At 46.7% G+C, this 19,307-nt stretch carries 14 protein-coding genes, 2 pseudogenes and 1 riboswitch; of the genes and pseudogenes, 12 read left to right on the top strand and 4 right to left on the bottom strand.

Annotated features, from left to right (window positions below):
- The 7 genes and pseudogenes from U1I11_RS08190 to scpB all read left to right on the top strand — a co-directional run.
- Positions 1–813 (top strand): hypothetical protein, encoded by an 813-nt coding sequence (locus U1I11_RS08190; protein WP_322905512.1) that lies wholly within the window; start codon positions 1–3, stop codon positions 811–813.
- Between the two features lie 123 nt (positions 814–936).
- A riboswitch (FMN riboswitch) is annotated at positions 937–1,135 on the top strand.
- Positions 1,136–1,945: 810 nt separating this feature from the next.
- Complete coding sequence (gene ribD, locus U1I11_RS08195) at positions 1,946–3,046, top strand: bifunctional diaminohydroxyphosphoribosylaminopyrimidine deaminase/5-amino-6-(5-phosphoribosylamino)uracil reductase RibD (protein WP_322905514.1); 1,101 nt, start codon at positions 1,946–1,948, stop codon at positions 3,044–3,046.
- Positions 3,047–3,071: 25 nt separating this feature from the next.
- Entirely contained in the window at positions 3,072–3,746 is a 675-nt protein-coding gene (gene ribE, locus U1I11_RS08200) for a riboflavin synthase (protein ID WP_322905516.1), read from the top strand.
- A gap of 35 nt (positions 3,747–3,781) precedes the next feature.
- A pseudogene (gene ribB / locus U1I11_RS08205) lies at positions 3,782–4,387 on the top strand (3,4-dihydroxy-2-butanone-4-phosphate synthase); the annotation flags it as partial.
- A 94-nt stretch (positions 4,388–4,481) separates the two neighbouring features.
- On the top strand, positions 4,482–4,952 hold the full coding sequence (gene ribH / locus U1I11_RS08210) for a 6,7-dimethyl-8-ribityllumazine synthase (RefSeq protein ID WP_322905519.1): 471 nt from the start codon (positions 4,482–4,484) through the stop codon (positions 4,950–4,952).
- Positions 4,953–5,138: 186 nt separating this feature from the next.
- A complete protein-coding gene (locus U1I11_RS08215; RefSeq protein WP_322905521.1) occupies positions 5,139–5,930 on the top strand; it encodes a segregation and condensation protein A in 792 nt (263 codons plus the stop codon).
- Positions 5,899–6,495: pseudogene (scpB, locus tag U1I11_RS08220) on the top strand (SMC-Scp complex subunit ScpB); the annotation flags it as partial. The gene U1I11_RS08215 and the pseudogene scpB, both read left to right, overlap by 32 nt.
- Positions 6,496–7,215: 720 nt before the next feature.
- Here scpB and U1I11_RS08225 read toward each other — a convergent pair.
- The 4 genes from U1I11_RS08225 to U1I11_RS08240 all read right to left on the bottom strand — a co-directional run bounded on the left by U1I11_RS08225 (position 7,216) and on the right by U1I11_RS08240 (position 12,079).
- Positions 7,216–8,118 (bottom strand): AraC family transcriptional regulator, encoded by a 903-nt coding sequence (locus U1I11_RS08225; RefSeq protein WP_322905523.1) that lies wholly within the window; start codon positions 8,116–8,118, stop codon positions 7,216–7,218.
- A gap of 505 nt (positions 8,119–8,623) precedes the next feature.
- Complete coding sequence (locus U1I11_RS08230) at positions 8,624–9,634, bottom strand: FecCD family ABC transporter permease (protein WP_322905525.1); 1,011 nt, start codon at positions 9,632–9,634, stop codon at positions 8,624–8,626.
- Positions 9,631–10,647: a FecCD family ABC transporter permease gene (locus tag U1I11_RS08235; protein ID WP_322905528.1), complete on the bottom strand. Its 1,017-nt coding sequence runs from the start codon at positions 10,645–10,647 to the stop codon at positions 9,631–9,633. Before U1I11_RS08235 ends, U1I11_RS08230 begins: the two co-directional genes overlap by 4 nt.
- A gap of 472 nt (positions 10,648–11,119) precedes the next feature.
- The gene (locus U1I11_RS08240; RefSeq protein WP_322905529.1) at positions 11,120–12,079 is read right to left on the bottom strand and encodes an iron-hydroxamate ABC transporter substrate-binding protein; all 960 of its coding nucleotides are present in this window, start codon (positions 12,077–12,079) and stop codon (positions 11,120–11,122) included.
- A 166-nt stretch (positions 12,080–12,245) separates the two neighbouring features.
- Between U1I11_RS08240 and U1I11_RS08245 the strand changes: the two genes are divergently transcribed.
- The 5 genes from U1I11_RS08245 to U1I11_RS08265 all read left to right on the top strand — a co-directional run bounded on the left by U1I11_RS08245 (position 12,246) and on the right by U1I11_RS08265 (position 18,906).
- On the top strand, positions 12,246–14,855 hold the full coding sequence (locus U1I11_RS08245; protein WP_322905530.1) for a beta-mannosidase: 2,610 nt from the start codon (positions 12,246–12,248) through the stop codon (positions 14,853–14,855).
- Positions 14,856–15,123: 268 nt separating this feature from the next.
- Entirely contained in the window at positions 15,124–15,723 is a 600-nt protein-coding gene (locus U1I11_RS08250) for a hypothetical protein (protein ID WP_322905532.1), read from the top strand.
- 141 nt (positions 15,724–15,864) lie between these two features.
- Positions 15,865–16,587: a pseudouridine synthase gene (locus U1I11_RS08255; protein ID WP_322905533.1), complete on the top strand. Its 723-nt coding sequence runs from the start codon at positions 15,865–15,867 to the stop codon at positions 16,585–16,587.
- A 177-nt stretch (positions 16,588–16,764) separates the two neighbouring features.
- Positions 16,765–17,481 carry a response regulator transcription factor gene (locus U1I11_RS08260; RefSeq protein ID WP_322905535.1) on the top strand — a complete coding sequence of 239 codons (717 nt, stop codon included), beginning with the start codon at positions 16,765–16,767 and terminating at the stop codon, positions 17,479–17,481.
- Entirely contained in the window at positions 17,482–18,906 is a 1,425-nt protein-coding gene (locus U1I11_RS08265; RefSeq protein ID WP_322905537.1) for a HAMP domain-containing sensor histidine kinase, read from the top strand.
- Positions 18,907–19,307 lie beyond the last annotated feature (401 nt).

Consider the following 19,307-nt stretch of genomic DNA (forward strand, 5'->3'; position numbering starts at 1 on the left):
ATGAGGAAGTATCCGTATCGTTTCAAAACGATTTCCAAAGTAGTACTATCTCCAAGAAACCAGCACGCATTTTATGCAGATGCTGGAGATTTCACACAACCACAATTGAAACCATTTTTTTCAGATAGCAAGGATCATGATGCTATTCATAGAACCAACATTATTTATCCATTTTATCAATATGGTGATTATGCTTCATTTGATCCGAAACGTACCTTTTATTATGTACCTGGTTCATCTATAAAGGGAGTAGTTCTTTCTCTTATTCAACAATCTATGCGCCCCAAAATGCTAGTGGACGATATTAACGTACACTATGAAAATATAAAATTAAATACATTATACAAGTTGCAAAATACTTCAAAGCTAACGGACGAAAAGGTTGTGTTAGAGCCGTTTTTTCCAAATGTAGCTATTGAGATGATCGAACAAGGTTGCGAATTGCAAAGTGAAATCATTTGCGCAGGAGAAATAGAAGGATATTTACATTCTGCTCAAACAGATACAATGAAGAAGTTGGAGCAGTTTATAGTTAAATTAGATTCGGCTATAGAACAAGTGGCGGAGGATAAGATCGAATTAAACGAACAATTAGCGTGTTTGAGATCGAATACATTAGAGATATTTCATTCTATCCGAGAAGAACGGAAAGGAATATATACATTGTTGCTCGGCGGTTTTAAAGGTCTGGCACTATCAGGTGTTTTTTCAAATGCGGACTTTTCAGACACAGATAGTGCCATCTATATTGATACTGCAACCTATTTGCCATATGGAATAATTGAAATTACTTTATTGGTGGAAAAACTATAGCATGTGGTTGCCAAGGAGTGAAAGACGAGATTAACGAATGCATATTCTTGCTTTTTGCTTGTTACGATGATATGATTTTTTCACCACGTTTATAAACATTTGGTGGTTATAAAATTCAATAGCATAATTCCTCGGGGCGGGGTGCAATTCCCCACCGGCGGTGTTGAGCATAGTGGAATCGATGAGCAGAAGCCAGTTGTGGCACAACTCATCGCTAGTAGCTTGCTCTCAGTCCGTGACCCGTACGATGCTTCTGGCATTAAACGGTGGATCTGGTGAGAATCCGGAGCCGACAGTATAGTCTGGATGGGAGAGGAAGCGGGAGCGTTGGTCATATGGATCAGCGGTGAGCCCGTTACATGCATTATATTCGCAAATTAGCGATAAACAGACAACAGATGAATCATGAAGCAGAATAGTTGGAGCAATGCTGTCGCTGAAGCCAATCGTATTAGTACGATGCTGTAGGCAAGCAAAGTATAGGCGGATGTTCTGTCATATCCATGCAGTCTAGTCAGGATGGGCAAAGTATGCATAAGCGACGGGCGAATAATCCTAACGGATGTTGCCGTCACTGAATGACGTTTTCGTGCCTATCATTGTTGGCAACAGTGAGCAATCTATACATGAGAGTGCCGCTGTTTTCAGCATCCGCAGTCTGACTTGGCTTGCTATGCCTGTTACTTCTAGCCTGTTGTAATGCAGCATTTAGAGTGGACGATGTGCTTGTTGTTTATATTCGCATCGTTACCTAGACTTGATGCAGACGCTACGGTTATAATCGCTGCGCTTGTTTCAAATTGTCCATCGGATATGCTGTGCTTACATTTACTGTTGTACTACGCTTATGTCTGTTTATCGCTGTGGCACCGTTCCGTTCGTTGATTCGAACAGAGCGATGCACACTTGAATCTGCTGCATATTAAGGATTCCAGCTTTATTTGTGAATATAATGTCATACAATCCTGTATCTATAGTGCCCCGTACGTTCGGTAATTGCCGAGGTGCGGGGTTTTTGACGTTTGGTGGATTGTGTGGATGATATAATTTTGTTGCTATGTTATTATTGGTAACTAAAATACAACATACGTATTGGATCACAAACGATGATACACGTTAAGGAGCCCTGAAGATGAACTTGTTAAACGATGAATTTTATATGTCACTTGCACTCGATATGGCGGAGCGCGCCCAGGGACAGACCGAGATTAATCCGGTCGTCGGTTGTGTCATTGTTAAAGATGGACGTGTAGTCGGCATGGGCGCACATTTGAAGCGTGGCACCGGGCATGCCGAAGTGCATGCACTCAATATGGCGGGGGCGGAAGCGGAAGGCGCGACCGCTTATGTAACGCTTGAGCCTTGCAGTCATTACGGCAAAACGCCGCCATGCAGCGACCGCCTAATTGCGGAAAGGATTAAACGTGTCGTTGTGGCGGCAGTTGACCCGAATCCGCAAGTGGCAGGTTCCGGCATTGAACGTCTGCGCAGTCATGGCATTGAGGTCGTGACCGGTGTGCTGGCACAGCGCTCGGAACGTCTGAATGAGACGTTTAACAAATACATTACGACCGGCATGCCCTTTGTCACTTTAAAAACAGCGAGTACGCTCGATGGGCGTCTTGCCGCTCGCACCGGTGACAGTAAATGGATTTCTAATGCGGCTGCTCGTGAACATGTCCATGCACTGCGTCATCGTCACCAGGCAATTATGGTCGGCATCGGCACCGCGCTCGCAGATGATCCGGAGTTGACGACACGTACGGAAGTGCCAGGCTTGCACCCACTTCGAATTGTCATCGATTCACAGCTGCGTATCCCGCATGATGCGCATTTGCTTAATACGGAAGTTGCGCCGACGATTATCATCACAACTGCACAGGCGGATGTGGCACGGATCGCGGAGCTGGAAAGCCACAATGTGCAAGTGCTCATTTGTGGAGAAGGCAAGCATGTCGATTTGCACCAAGCGCTGCGCCGTCTAGGTGAACTGGAGATTTCGTCCATTTTGCTGGAAGGTGGCGGCAAGCTGAATGGAGCGATGCTGGAAGCAGGGTTGGTCGATCGGATTACGCTGTTCTTTGCACCAAAGCTAATCGGCGGCGACATGTCTACGTTTGTGTTTAACGGCTTTGACCAGATGAGTCAAGCGGTGACGCTAGATGAGGTCGAAGTCGAGCGTTTGCAAGATAATGTGTGTATTAGCGGGCGCGCATTGTACCATCATTTGTAAAATTGGCAAAGGAAGGTGACGTCAAATGTTCACCGGATTAATCGAAGAAATCGGTACCTTAAAAAAAATAGATCGCCGCGGCGAAGCGATGGTACTCGGTATTCAAGCTGCCCATATTATGCACGGTCTTGGGCTGGGTGATAGTGTCGCCTGTAACGGCGTCTGTCTGACCGTTACGACGATTGCTGGTTCATTGTTCACGGTTGATGTGATGCCGGAAACGTATCGTCTGTCCAGCCTAAAGGAGCTGCGTACGGGTAGCCCGATCAATTTGGAACGGGCGATGGCGGCAAATGGACGTTTTGGCGGTCATATCGTACAAGGTCATGTGGACGGTGTAGCAACGATCGAAGGGATTGAAAACAACCAAAATGCAGTCATTTTCCGCATTAAGCCGCAGCAAGCTGATCTGTTCCGCTATATCATTCCAAAAGGCTCGATTGCGGTCGATGGCATTAGCTTGACCGTCGTGGCGGTCGAAAGCGGCAGTTTTACGATCTCGATCATTCCGCATACGCTTAAAGAAACGGTATTGGCACACCGTAAGCCAGGCGATACGGTCAATCTGGAATGCGATGTGCTCGGCAAATATGTAGAGCATATGTTGCAATACCGTCAAGCGACGCCCAATGATGCCCAAGCAGTCGGCGGCAACAGCGGCGTAACCGCGAATTTTTTACAGCAAAACGGGTATATGTAAACAAACATGTATACAGACAGAAGGAGGCGGAGCAGATGAGTGACGAACTGACCGGTTTAAGCCGGATTGAAGATGCTGTGCATGATTTGCAGCAAGGCAAAGTCATTATCGTAGTAGATGATGAAGATCGGGAAAACGAAGGCGACTTTATTGCGCTTGCCGATCAAGCGACACCGGCAGTGATCAATTTTATGGTGACACAAGGACGCGGATTGGTTTGTTTGCCGATTACGGCAGCGCGTGCCAGCGAGCTAATGCTGGAACCGATGGTATCGCACAATACCGATTATCATGGAACGGCATTTACCGTTTCGATCGATCATGTCGATACGACGACCGGCATTTCCGCCTATGAGCGTTCGCTGACTGCAATGGCGATTACGAAGCCGGAGGTCGGTGCAGAGCATTTTCGCCGTCCAGGGCATATGTTTCCGTTGATCGCCAATCCGGGCGGTGTGCTGGCAAGACCGGGTCATACCGAAGCGGCGATTGATCTGGCACGTTTAAGCGGAGCCTATCCTGCCGGTGTCATCTGCGAAATTATGAACGAAGACGGTACGATGGCACGGCTCGATCAATTGCGCGCACTCGCACGCAAGCATGATTTAAAGCTGATTAGCATTCAGGAACTAATCCATTATTTGCAGCAACATGGTACGGCTGCGCACAGTAATTAATGTACGGTGCATTTTATACAGTTAACCTACTAAACTAACTAAAGTGAGGAATCTAATTATGGCGAATATTTTTGAAGGACATTTAGTTGCACAAGGATTAAAATTTGGGATCGTGGTTGCGCGTTTTAATGAGTTTATTACGAACAAACTGCTAAGCGGGGCGCTGGATGCGCTGCATCGTCACGGAGCGGCACAGGAAGATGTCGATATCGCTTGGGTGCCCGGAGCGTTTGAAATTCCGTTGATCGCGCAAAAAATGGCGGAATCCGGTAAATACGATGCGGTCATTACGCTCGGTACGGTCATTCGCGGCTCCACTACCCATTATGATTATGTGTGCAACGAGGTCGCCAAAGGCGTGGCGGCGCTTAATTTGAAAACGGGCGTACCGGTCATTTTCGGCATTGTAACGACTGAAAATATCGAGCAAGCGATTGAGCGTGCCGGCACGAAAGCAGGCAACAAAGGCTGGGATTCGGCAAATGCTGCGATCGAAATGGCAAATCTGTCCAGCCAATTCAAAAACTGATTCCATTAAACGTATAAAAGGCATGAAAAGAGGCTGTCCGCAAAGGATTAAGCCTCTTTTTGCTGAATATGTATAGTCATCCATTCACATTAAGGATAAAATAAGGTTGGTGTGATACGCTGTATGTATCGCTATGGACTACGGTAAGCATGATGCTAACCGATATTGAATCAAAGGAGTGTGCCTGTGACTGTACTATACAAACTCGCTACGTTTGAAGGGCCGCTCGATCTGCTGCTTCACTTAATTGACGAATCGGAAATTGACATCCAGAACATCCCGATTAGTGAAATCACGGAACAGTATCTGGATTATCTTCATAGTATGAAGGAACTTGAACTTGAAGTTACTAGTGAGTTTTTGGTGATGGCGGCAACGTTGCTGTCAATTAAAAGCAAACTGCTGCTGCCCAAACCACCAGTAATGGAAATCGATGATTTTGATTATATTGAAGACGATGAGATGGACCCGCGTGCTGAACTGGTGCGTAAGTTGGAAGAATACCGGAAGTATAAAGGCATTGCCGGTCATTTGCGTGAACGCGAAGAAGAACGCAGCTTGATTTTTACGAAGGAAGCGGAGGATATGACTCCTTTTGTCGCCAAAGTGAATTACAATCCGGTGGAAGGCTTACATACGATGGACTTGGTGGAAGCTTTCCAGAAGGCGCTACGCCGGGCGACTAGGCGTTTACGGGTAACGCGCATTCAGCGTGACGAGATTTCGGTCAAAGATCGTATTCGGCAAGTGGTAGAGCGCTTCCGTACGTTAGAGCAGGGCGAGCAATTGCTCTTTTCCAAATTGCTTGAAAGTGAAGTGGTGCGTCAGGAGATCGTCGTGACGTTTTTGGCGGTGCTTGAAATGATGAAAATGCGGCAAATTTGCTGCTACCAGAGTCGTCTGTTTGATGACATTGTGATGGAGTGGAGAGGAGAAATAAGCCTTAATGAAGTCCCAGAAGTTGAAAGCAGTTATTGAAGGCATGTTATTTTTGGCAGGGGAGGAAGGGTTGAATGTACGGCAGATTGCCGAAGTGACCGAGCAGCCGACCGATGTTGTCCAAATCGCACTCGACGAGCTGCAAGCCGATTTGAAAAAGGCGCGCCGTGGCATTCAGATTATCCATATCGCCGGCAGCTACCAGCTATCCACACTGCCTGCACATGCGATCTATTACAAACGGCTGGCGGATTCGCCAAGCCGTTCCTCGCTGTCGCAAGCGGCGCTGGAAACGTTGTCGATTATCGCGTATCGCCAGCCGATTACACGGGTAGAGATCGAAGAAATTCGCGGGGTTAAAACCGATCGTGCCATTTATACATTAGTGAACAAAGATTTGATTCAAGAAGTAGGCCGCGCGGAGGCAATTGGGCGTCCGATTTTGTACGGTACGACCAAATCGTTTTTAAATTATTTTGGCTTGAGCGGTTTGCGTGAATTGCCGGATGCGTCCCAGTTTGAAACCGAAGGCGATTTGGAAGAAGAAACACAGTTGCTGTTTAACCGCCTGGAAGAACAAACGTATGGCGAGGATATTCCCGAACTGGCAGAGCTGGGGGAAGAATTGATCGAAGCGGCAGCAGAGGCGGGAGCGCCCTTAATCGAATTACCCGCGTCGCTGGTGGAAACAGGCGGTCTCATACGTGAGGATGAGGAAGCGGAAAATACAGAACAGCCGTATCAGAGGGATAAGTCTGAGCAAGCTAAGCCGGATCAGCGCGATTGATATCGTATTGACTTGTGTCCATTACATTCATCTACATTCATCGTATGCCGAGCTTATTTTATGATAGTTTAGTCATAAACAAGTTGAGTTGCGTTCAAGCCTGATTTTAGATGGAACAACGTAGTAGCTTGACCGAGTTCAATGTTAATTTTGATCGTGGACTGAAATGCTGATCCATGCGATCTTAAAACAGATTCAACACTCAAATTCATCTCGGTCAGAGTAGTAGCTTGACCGCTTTCATGATTTAGTTTTAATCTACTGTATGCTTAGCGTATTCGCACAGTCTAACAAAAAAGCAGGTTCATTCTTTTTAACGAATGAACTTGCTTTTTCGTTTTGCAGTCGTAAAGTCATCATCGGTTAGCAGATTGGGATTGTATAATAACGCCGTATTTTGGACAAACTATAATGCCATGCAGAACAGCCTTTTTATAATACAGAACAAACTAATATTAAATTTTGCACAGTTGTAAATGGTCTGTTAGCTACAGCTAACGAGTCGCTGTTACAGCCTACATCATTTTGTCCACCCGTTTACGCCTGTTCCTTTTTGTGCACCGGAATATAAATGTCCATTACTAGATTGTCATCCCCATAACAGCGCTCATCATACACTTCAAAATCTACACCACCGCTTGCATACGCATAACCAGAGCTGGGGAACCATTCATTGTAAATGTACGTCGTTGTGCCTTGAATCGCGCGTACAAAACCGCCATCAGCACGGTTGGCAGGTGGCGTCGTAAACACCGCATATGTCGCCGCAGGCACAGTCGTTGTGAACAGACCTTCCGGCACATGTGCAAAGCTATCTACTTCCACCCCGATCACATAGCGGAAATGCTCGGATTGAGCGTCATTCATAATGCAGGCGCCATATTCGGCATGGCTGATTGGCTGGATCGTTTCGTGCAATGTATGTGCCCAATTTTCGTTGTTGTATCGTTCCCAGAAGGCGGGGATATCGGTCATATTTTCGCCATTGACACGCGTTTCCAGCGCATAACCGGCAAGCTTAAATTCAGGTTTAATTATAAAAGTAGGTCGCATCATCATTCCTCCGATTAGTTGATAATCTGCCAGTTTCGCCAAATCTATTTGTTCGGGAACATAGCCGGTAGCGTGCATACGGTACTGTTCCGGTGATAAACCGTATGTTTTGCGAAAAGCTTTCGTAAAGCCGGCATGTGTTTCAAAGCCATAGTCGAGTGCAATATCGAGCAATGTGCGTGTGCTTGCCATATCGGCAGCAGCATAAGCAAGTCGCCGTCTGCGAATATACTCCATCACCGGCAGCCCGGTCTGTGATTGAAACACTTTGTAGAAGTGATACAGTGAGAAGCCTGATCGCGCAGCAAGTTCCTCCACACGAAGCGGTTGTTTCAGATGCTGCTCGATATAATCAATCGTTGATTGAATACATTCCCTATAGTTCATACATTCGTTCCCTCCCGATCGGTAAGTTCATTGTAGCAAAACGAATATAGGCTCGGCTTGTCCATTTTTGCGATTGTGTACTGGCAATGACGCAATGATGATAGGCAAAAGGCTTTGTCTGCAATAGTGCTGCAAACAAAGCCTTTGTGGTGTTTGGGTGTTGAGCTAATAGCTTGACTTTTTACGAAAATATTTTTGAAACTGCTGTATGGGTTTATTTATAGTGGTATTCTGTACCGCAGTAATGGATGCTTCAATACGCTAGGTTTGTGTACATACTCTAGTAAATTGACCGAGATTGATTTGAGTTTTAAAGTTGGATCAAGCTCTTATGGATGAGGATATCATTACACAATCAAAGTTGATATTTAACGTGGTCAACGTACTAGTAGCTTGTCTCAAATACATTGACGGTTTGTCGATCTAACAATGGGTTGGTGCTGAATCGATTTAGGTAAGTTCAAACACGGTTTTTACTTGAGACAATCTACTAGCCCGAGTACGCCTACTTTTTCAGCAATAAATACAAAAAATACGGCGCTCCGATAAAAGCAACAACGACACCGGCAGGTAATCCATCCGGTTCAGCTAGATTGCGTCCAATCGTGTCAGCGAGCAGTAACAGCCAGCCACCGATCAAAATCGATACCGGGACAAACAATTGGTGTTTCGGTCCGACGAGTGCGCGCGCAATATGCGGTGCCATCAGTCCGACAAAGGCGATGCCGCCTGTGACCGATACCGCTGATGCGGCAAGCGCCACTGCTGCCAACATAAGCAGCAGCCGATCGCGCTGAATCGGTACGCCTGCACCGACGGCGGTTTCTTCATTTAACGCAAGCAAGTTCAGCGAGCGACATTTGTACAATACGAACGGAATTAGCACGATTAGCCACGGCAACAGCGCAACAATAAACGGCCAATCCGTTCCCCATACATTACCGGCAAGCCAGCGAGCGATAAAATCAACTTTGACCTGATCAACCGAAGCGATCAGTACGATCATGACCCCGGATAAAGCGAGCGAGAAGCCGACACCGGTAATGATCAGTTTCATCGGCTGCAATCCTTCGGCACGGCTATACGAGAACAAATAAATAATAATCGCGGTCACAAGCGCCGAGGCAAAAGCGACGATCGGAATCATATATGCAAAGCTGTTCACTTCAAGCGGAGCAAACAGGAAAAACACAGTAATTCCGACTCCTGCACCGGCATTAATGCCGACGATGCCTGGATCGGCAAGCTCATTGCGTGTAATGCCCTGCAACACCGCACCTGATAAAGCGAGCGCCATCCCGGCAAGCAGCGTAATGAGCATGCGCGGCAGCCGAATCGAGAACAACACGAATTGATCCATAAAGCTTCCGTGCCCGAGCAATGTCGGAATGATGCGATCGAATGAGATCGTGGAAGAACCGAGACCGAGCGAGACGACGAGCGTAGCGATGGTAAGCAGTACAAAAATGAACATGACGAGCTGTTGACGGCGAAACGTTTGTACCGCTTTGATCATAATGATTGCACCCCTTTGCGCACGATGAGCAGGAAGAACGGCAAGCCCATAATCGAAAGGATCGCTGCAACCGGTGTTTCAAACGGAGCATGAATCGTACGTGCCAACATATCAGCAAACACCATAAATGCCGCTCCAATCACAGCGGACAATGGTAAAATCGCCCGATAATCCGTGCCGGCAAACATTCGCACAATATGCGGTACCATCAACCCGAGGAAAGCTAAATTACCAACGAGCGCTACGCCTGAGCCAGCTAACAATGTAATGAGTATGAACAGCGCAATTTTGATCGGCATCGTTTTGAGACCGAGACCGATGGCAGTACTTTCGCTTAGGCTCAAAATCGTCAGCTGCCGCGACAACATAATCGCAACGAGCAGACAGACGATAATAATCGGTGTGATCGCTTGCACTTGTGCCCATGTCGTACCTGCCAGACCGCCGGATGTCCACATCGATACACTTTTAGCGATTTTAAATTTCAGACTGATGCCGTCGGCAATCGCGCTTAATAGCGCTGAGACGGCGGCACCTGCCAGCACCATCCGCAGCGGTGACATATTGCGTTTACGCAGTGCGGCAATGCCAAATACGAGCAGCACACCGATCGCAGCGCCGATAAAACAAGCGATCATCGTAAGGAAATAGCCTGCCGCCGGGAAAATGGCAAACACAAATGCTAGCGCCGCACTCGCTCCGGCACTTAGTCCAAGCAGCCCTGGATCAGCGAGCGGATTGCGTGTTAAGCCTTGCATAATTGCACCTGCGACCGCCAACGCTGCTCCGACGAGCACACCAGCTACTTCACGCGGCAGCCGAATTTCGCGAATAATCGAAATGTCGCCACCGCTTACATGTGGGCTGAATATCGCATCCCGAATATCGACGAGCGAAATGCTTTTAGCACCGAGCATAATCGCCACGACAAACACAGCTGCAAACAACATAAGGCTAATGAAAAGCTGTAACGGAAAATAACGCAAACGCTTGTTAAAAGGAGAAGTTTTCATCGATCGATCATTTCCTTCACTGAATTTGGCAAAAAGGAACGCATGGCGTTCCTTTTTTGAGTATAGCGATGTGTAATTGAACAACGAAGCAAGGGTCGCTGAACCTGCCTAGTACATTGACCAAGTTCAATGTTAATTTGGATTGTGTACTGAAATGCTGATCTATGCGATCTTAAAACAGATTCAATACTCCAATTCATTTCGGTCAACGTAATAGAACGTGTCTTCAAACTTCTTTATAAGCAGTTTGATGCGTTTTTTCATTAGATTATTGTCGTATAAGCAGCTCAACTCACTTGAAGCGTGACCCATTCGACCGATAAACGGACAAGGATGATCGTTTGAAGACACTACCTAGTGACTTGTCTCAGCAAGATGTAAGGTTGCGTCCATCTGAACCGTGCTTGAACCGTGCAGCATTCAGACGAACGCAATCCCTGGATAAATTTGAGACAAGCTACTAGTCTAATCATTAAGCTTGACCAAGCAAGTCTTTTTTGATCAGCTCCAACTGAATGTCCAATGTTGTTGCATCATTAAACGTAAACCCGCGTGCATCGACTTCGTACAGATGATGATTTTTCACCGCTGGAATGTTTTTGAATGTGTCCGTACTTTCGAACGATGTATCCGAATCCGGATATTTACTGAAGAACACGTAATCACCCATATAATCCGGTAATACTTCGGCAGACAGTGTATAGTAGCCGTCTTTTTGCGTCATGGCTTTTACTTTTTCCGGCATTTTCAACCCCATTGCCTGATACAGCACTTCCGTACCGCGTCCCCATGCATCGCCAAATGTGTACATTTGTTTGCCGTATACTTCAAATACGGATACGGTGGAGTTAGCGCCGATCTTCGCTTTGATGTCTGCGCCTGCTTTGGCGGCGCGTGTTTTGAAGTCAGCAACCCAGGCAGCGCCTTGTTCGGCTTTGTTGACAACTTTAGCGACTTCTTCAATCTGTGTCAGATAGTCGACTTTGTTGTACGTAAACGATACAAGCGGTGCGATTTGCTTCAATTTATCAAGATTTTTCGTAGAGCTGCTAGCGATGATCAGATCGGGCTTTAGCTCAATGATCTGCTCTACATTTTCAGCCGATACTTCTTTGGCATTGCCGAGATATGGCTTCATATTCGGATTGGACATCGTCCATGTGTCCATACCGACAATCGGTACACCGAGCTTAGCAAGTGTACCGGCAGAACCGTCCAACACGACTACCCGTTGTGGATTCGCAGGAACTTCAACCGGCCCATTTTCCGATTGATATGTAATCGTCTTCGCTTCAGTCGTAGTTGCTGCGCCCGACTGGTTGCCCGACCCGTTTGGTTCATTACTAGCTGTCGTGCTGCCGCTTTGCGCATTGCCGCATGCTGCGAGCATCAATACAAATGCCATCATTAAAGGTAAAAACCATTTTCTCATGCCATAATCCCCTTTTTCTTTGTTGAAATTGATAATCATTATCATCAGCATTTATAAACTTTACGTGTCGCAACATATTTTGTCAACCCTGCATTTGCTTCTTGCGTGCAGTCGTAGTAAGGTGTATGCATAACATTTTAGCTAATTGGAAAGGATGATTTCACCCATGACCGATTTGCAATTGACGCCTTACCGACAACCGTTAACCGACTGGAGCTTTAAAGCGACCGATGAGACGCAGTGGCTACAGGCGACCGTGCCTGGCACCGTACATACCGATCTGCTCGCTCATCACCAAATTCCTGATCCATTTTATGGAACGAATGAAAAAGACGTGCAGTGGATCGATAAAAAGGATTGGGAGTACATAACGACATTAACGATAGAAGAAGCTACGCTGCGCCATTCGCATGTGGAGCTCGTATTTTACGGACTGGATACGTATGCGGATGTATATTTGAACGGTCAGCTTGTGCTGTCAGCAGACAATATGTTTCGCACTTGGCGTGCAGATGTGAAAGCGTATGCGAAAGCTGGCGATAACACATTACGAATCGTATTTCGTTCACCGATTCAGGAAGATTTGCCGAAGTTGGAAGCGCTCGGTTATGCATTGCCAGCTAGTAATGATCAGTCTGATGTAGGCGAGCTGGGCGATAAACGGGTTAGCATCTTTGCCCGTAAAGCACCGTATCACTACGGCTGGGATTGGGGTCCTCGTTTAGTTACAAGCGGCATCTGGCGTGAAGTCGAGCTGGTTGCCTGGTCAGATGTGCGCATTGAGAGCGTATTTATTCGTCAAAATCAAGTGACAGCCGACGCTGCCGATTTGACAGCGGTCATTGAGGTCTATTCGGAGCGTGAACGGGAAGCAAATATTCATATCAGGACAGACGGCGAGCACTGGGAGCGCAAAGTGACGCTACAGGAAGGGACGGATATCGTTGAGCTGCCGCTTACGGTAGAACAGCCGCGTCTATGGTGGTCGCGCGGTCTTGGTGAAGCGAATCTGTATACGTTTACAACGGAAGTGCTGGACGCTATTAGCCGCGAGCCGTTAGCGCGTCAACAAGTGCGCACCGGGCTGCGTTCCGTACGACTCGTACGTCAGCAGCATGAAGATTTGCCAGGCACATCGTTTTATTTTGAGCTAAATGGGGTGCCTGTATTTGCTAAAGGTGCGAATCATATTCCGAATGACAGCTTTAGCCCGCGTGTGACACGAGAGCGTTATTTGCATGAGATCGTGTCGGCGGCGGAGGCGAATATGAATATGCTGCGTGTATGGGGCGGCGGCATTTATGAAAACGATGAATTTTATGAGCTATGTGATGAGTACGGCATTCTCGTCTGGCAAGACTTTATGTTTGCATGTAGCATGTATCCAGGTGATGAGGCATTTCTGGACAGTGTACAGGCGGAAGCGGAAGATAATCTACGCCGTCTGCGCAACCATCCGTCGATTGTATTATGGTGTGGCAACAATGAGATCGATACGGCATGGTCGCATTATATCGAAGACGGCGGCTGGGGCTGGAAGAAAAACTACACCGAGCAACAGCGTAATACGATCTGGGCGGATTATGAAGCGATCTTCCATGAACTGCTACCAGAAGTAGTCGCAGCCGAAGCGCCGGGGGCGGAATATTGGCCGTCTTCACCGCTTGTTGATCTGTATGGAGATGCAAGTCAGCATACGCAAGGTTTGACCGATACTGGAGATATTCACTATTGGGGCGTATGGCATGGTAGCGAGCCATTTGAAAATTATAACTCCTTCGTCGGGCGCTTTATGAGCGAATATGGGTTCCAGTCGTTTCCAGAGTATCGATCTGTACGTATGTATGCAGAGGAATCCGATCTCGAACTGGAATCCGAAGTGATGCTGCGTCATCAGAAAAATGGTGCGGGTAACCGGCTAATCAAAGAGTATATGGATAAATATTTGCCGCAGCCAAAGGACTTCCCGTCTTTCCTGTATATGAGTCAAGTGCTGCAAGCCGAAGCGATGCAAATGGCGATCGAAGCGCATCGTCGCAACAAACCTTATTGTATGGGCACATTGTATTGGCAAATGAACGACTGTTGGCCGGTCGCTTCATGGGCAGGTATGGACTACTATGGTCGCTGGAAAGCACTGCATTATTACGCTAAACGCAGCTTCCGCGATATCGCCGTGTCCGTCGATGGTACGGATGGCGACAACTTCCATATTTATACGATTTCAGATGTGCTGTCGCCTGCTGCATTGACGTTGCGGGTGAAAGTACTCGGTGTGGACGGCGAACTGTACAAAGAAATTCCACAATCGTTCCATCTGGCAGGCAATGATTGCGTGAAGCAGATGTCCCTATCCAAACAGCAATTGCTGGACGGTATCGATCCGCAGCAGGCGGTATTGCTAGTCGAACTAGAGCATGAAGGCGAGGTCATAGACAGCAAGCTAAACTACTTCGTTCCAGCCAAAGAAATAGCGCTAAGCCAGCCTCATATTACCGTAACCGCAACGATTGACAATGGAGTTAGCGTCATCCAATTGACGACCGATAAGCTAGCACGTCAAGTGTGGCTGTCGGCTGACAATAGCGGTGAATTTAGCGATAACTATTTTGACTTGCTGCCAGGACAGACGCATACCGTTTATTTCAATCAGCTCGCCGCTGTACCACCTAGTGATGCCGAGCAGCCACCGCATGGCGTTCGGGCTGCTCATTTTACGCCGGCTATAGTGGAAGGGTTGCAAGTTACTTCGATGGCGGATTATGTTCAAATGTAATATGATGTAGATGGAATTTGTGTACATTTTATAAAATGACAACAACCTGTAGCTTTCCCCTGAAATTAGCGGGACAGCTACAGGTTGTTGCATATGTTCATCGTACTGCATCATCCGGCGATTGCTTGTATTTTCATTGATGCTATTTATATCGGAGATATAGATAATGATAATGTTAGCTTTCCGGTTGTTATTTTTCAGGCAAAGTATACATTTGATTTGAATAAAGACTCCAATTTTCCTGCCAACAGTGTAATGAGGGTGACGAATGCGATTAAAGCTATTTTTAATCCACATAGAGATTTTAGTTGTGCTGTTATTGTGCGGCTGTATGAATGCACAGCCCAAATCGGCACCTACCGATTCTATTCAGCAGGTAAAACATACGACAGAAATCGCTACATCTGATGAGCAGACAGCATCTTCAGAGGAAGCAGGTTTTTTGACAGGGGACAAATTTAAACAAAATTCTGATTTTGTAATTAAAGCTTTCGAGCTGACCTATGATAAGCGAAATAAAGCGATTGCCTATCATATCGAATACCAATTGGGTGCTGCTGCAACGGAATTTATTCAAAGCGGGCAGCATCCGCATTATTTTCGTTTGGAAGCTCCGGCAAAATGGAAATCTTCGTTTGCTAACGCCCAGTCCGCAGTAACACCTGGTGCCAAGCTGAATGGAGAGGTAGGGCAGGTTTATGTTGTCGATATGCGTATTCCGTTGCAGGCACATGTAACGGCGCAAATGATCCAAAAGATCGTGAATGATCCTTATAACTATGTATTATACGTATACGAAAATCCTGAATTTCCTGCGCGTACAGTGGGCAATGTGTATGGCTGGATGAAAACGGCTAAACGAATATAGCTATCTATAACCTGTAGATATTCTTCTTCATTTAAGATGAATCTACAGGTTATTTGTATAGACGCAAGGCAGCTAATTTACATCCTGTCTTGTGATTTTGTTCGCGTATGAGTATCATTAGTGTGAGGTGAATTGACTATTATGGAACGATTGCAAAAAATATTGGCTCAAGCTGGAATTGCTTCGCGTCGCAAAAGTGAGGAATTAATCCTGGCGGGCAAAGTGATGGTTAACGGCGAGGTTGTAACCGAGCTTGGAACGAAGGCTGATCCGACGGTTGATGAAATTACAGTGGACGGACGATCGATCGCAGCCGAGAAAAAAGTATATTATATGCTGAACAAGCCCAAAGGCGTCATTACAAGCGCTTCTGACCCAGAAGGTCGCAAAATCGTGCAAGACTATATGAAAGGTGTCAAAGAACGGGTATATCCGGTAGGACGTCTTGATTATGACTCCGAAGGATTGCTCATTTTGACAAATGATGGCGAGTTGGCGAACAAGCTTACTCATCCAAGACACCACGTACCCAAAACGTATCTCGTTACCGTCGAAGGCGTACCTCATGGTGAAGCGCTTGAGAAATTCCGCAATGGTATTCAGTTGGAAGATGGGATGACCAAACCAGCCGAAGCGGATTATTATGATGTCGATACCGATAAAAAGCAGGCAACGATCCGCGTAACGATCTATGAAGGCAAAAACCGTCAAATTCGCCGTATGTTTGAAGCGTTGTCACATAAGGTTATTAGACTAAAACGTATTTCGTTTGGCGAGTTGCTGATCGGCAATTTGAAGCGCGGTATTTATCGTCCGCTGACCAAAGAGGAAATCGACCAGCTTCACAAAGGAATCAAGCAATAAATGTATAACTGAGCCAGTACGTTATAGCGCTGCTCAGACGGGACAACGAGTACGCTAGGAAGCTATAGATACAAGCATATAGCTTATTCTTAGCGTACTTCTGTCCATTTGTACGCAATAGATTGACAATCCGGCAGTTGCCGAATATTTTGTCGCACAGCTAGGGGGCCATTAGTAATGAGTGAACCAATGAATCGCATTCTCGTAGTAGATGACGAAGAACGTATTCGCCGTCTGTTGCGTATGTATTTGGAAAAAGAAGGCTATGAAATCGATGAAGCTGAAGACGGCGAAACCGCGCTCCGTAAAGCGATTGCCGACGACTATGGTCTAATTATGCTTGATTTGATGTTGCCAGGAATCGATGGGATTGAAGTATGCAATCGTCTGCGTCAGTCCAAATCGACGCCTGTGTTGATGCTGACCGCCAAAGGCGAAGAAGTGAACCGTGTCCAAGGCTTTGAAGTCGGTGCGGATGACTATGTGGTCAAACCGTTTAGTCCAAGGGAAGTCATTTACCGGGTAAAAGCGATTATGCGCCGTTCATCGGCAACCGCTTATTTGTCCCAAGACAGCAATTCCAGCAACAATATCGTATTCCCGAATTTGGTGATCGAGCATGATGCGCACCGTGTGACGGCAAGCGGTCATGAGATTAGCTTAACGCCAAAAGAATATGAGTTGCTACATTTCCTGGCGACTTCACCGGACAAAGTATTTTCGCGTGAAGAACTGCTGAAAGATGTATGGAATTATGAGTTTTTTGGCGATTTGCGTACGGTCGATACCCATGTCAAACGGTTGCGTGAAAAATTGAATAAAGTTTCTCCCGAGTCAGCCGCGATGATTACTACCGTCTGGGGTGTAGGTTATAAGCTTGAGGTACCGAAGTAAGTGGACTTTTGGAGAACACTGGTCGGCAAGTTATGGCTAACGATTAGCGGGCTCGTTGCTTGTGTGCTGCTGACATTAGGGTTGTTTTTGTTGCCGTATATCGATACGAATTTTACGAATTCGGATGCGATCAAACGGTTGTTTACGTATGTGTCGATTATCGGCTTTGCGCTGACGACGTTTTTTGCTCTGTTTTTGCTGACGAAGATTACGCAGCCGATGCAGCAGTTAATTCAGGCGACCGATGCGATCCGTAAAGGAAAGTATGATACGCGTCTGGCGCTGCATACGAGCGATGAGATCGGACAGCTGGCGAGCGCCTTTAACCATATGGCACAGGAACTGGAACGTAACATACAGAGTCTGCAATTGGAAAAAGAGCAGATGGCAAGTGTGCTGCGCAGTATGGGCGATGCGGTCATTACATTTGATAAGCAAGGCAATATGATTTTGCATAATCCACTCGGCGAAATGATTATGGATAGCTGGCACAAAACCGGCTGGGAACATGAACTACAAGAGGGTAAAGATACAGCGGCAGCGCGTGTGCCAGAGCCGCTATATCCGCTGTTTGAGCGTGTCATTCGTGAGCGACAGGAAGAAAGTTCGAACATTCATGTCAAACAGCAGGTGTGGGCGGTCAATATGACACCGCTCTATTCCGGCAATGATGTGCATGGGACGGTATCGGTGCTGCGCAATGTGACCGAGGAAGTGCGGACGGAGAAAATGTTGCGCGACTTTGTTGCTAACGCCTCGCATGAAATTCGGACACCGCTGCAAATGATTCAAGGGTATAGCGAAGCACTGCTGGACGGTATGGCTTCTTCCAAAGAAGAAAGCGATGAACTTGTACAAGTCATTTATGAAGAATCGCTGCGCATGAGCCGATTGGTGCAAGATTTGCTTGATCTGTCGCGAATGGAAGCCGGGCATATGGATATGAACTTTGGCGAAATGAAGCTAAATGAGCTGATCGAGCGTATGTATCGTAAATTTTCCGTCCGTGCCAAAGAACGTGAGCTTAAGCTGGAAGCGAGCTGTCAGCCGACACCGCTACTCATTGAAGCCGATACCGATCGGTTGGAGCAGGTGTTTACGAATTTGCTTGATAATGCGTTTCGCCATACGCCAGCAGACGGACATATTGCTGTGCAGGCGGCGCTGAAGGACGATCAAGTCAAAGTGACGTTTACCGACACCGGCGCTGGCATTCCACCGGAAGATTTGCCGCATATATTCGAACGTTTTTACAAAGCCGACAAAGCGCGTGTACGCGGCGAGTCAGGTGGTACGGGGCTAGGGCTTGCGATCGTGCGCAATATCGTAGAGGCGCATCATGGGACGATTCATGCGGAGAGCGAAGTCGGGAAGGGCACGACATTTACGTTGCTGTTGCCGTTGCGACATAGCGATCGTGTGTGATTGCAGGTGAGGAAGTCGTAATTCATTTTGGTGCGTTACGCTAAAATGGTTCATTGGCTGCCGATTTGCTTTTTCGAATAGGCTATATATAAATTTTCAAACGTTTTACATTATGCATTTTCTTGTGCTCATGCAGATGTTGGTTTTGCCGACAACGGTATGACGCACATTAGAAAATGCATTTTTATATGGAATAGGAAAAAACGGAGAGGGCTTAAGGCAATCACAAGGGAGAACAGGCACGATGCACGCAATTATAGTTGTATCGATCATGCTCATCCTGCTAGGGTGAGAACATGCTTGATTTACTCGTAGTACCTTAACCAAGTTCAATGTTAATTTGGATTGTGTGCTGAAATCCTGATCCATGCGATCTTAAAACAGATTCAACACTCCAATTC

It is taken from the genome of Paenibacillus campi, from assembly GCF_034659835.1.
Lineage (GTDB): Bacteria > Bacillota > Bacilli > Paenibacillales > Paenibacillaceae > Saccharibacillus > Saccharibacillus campi.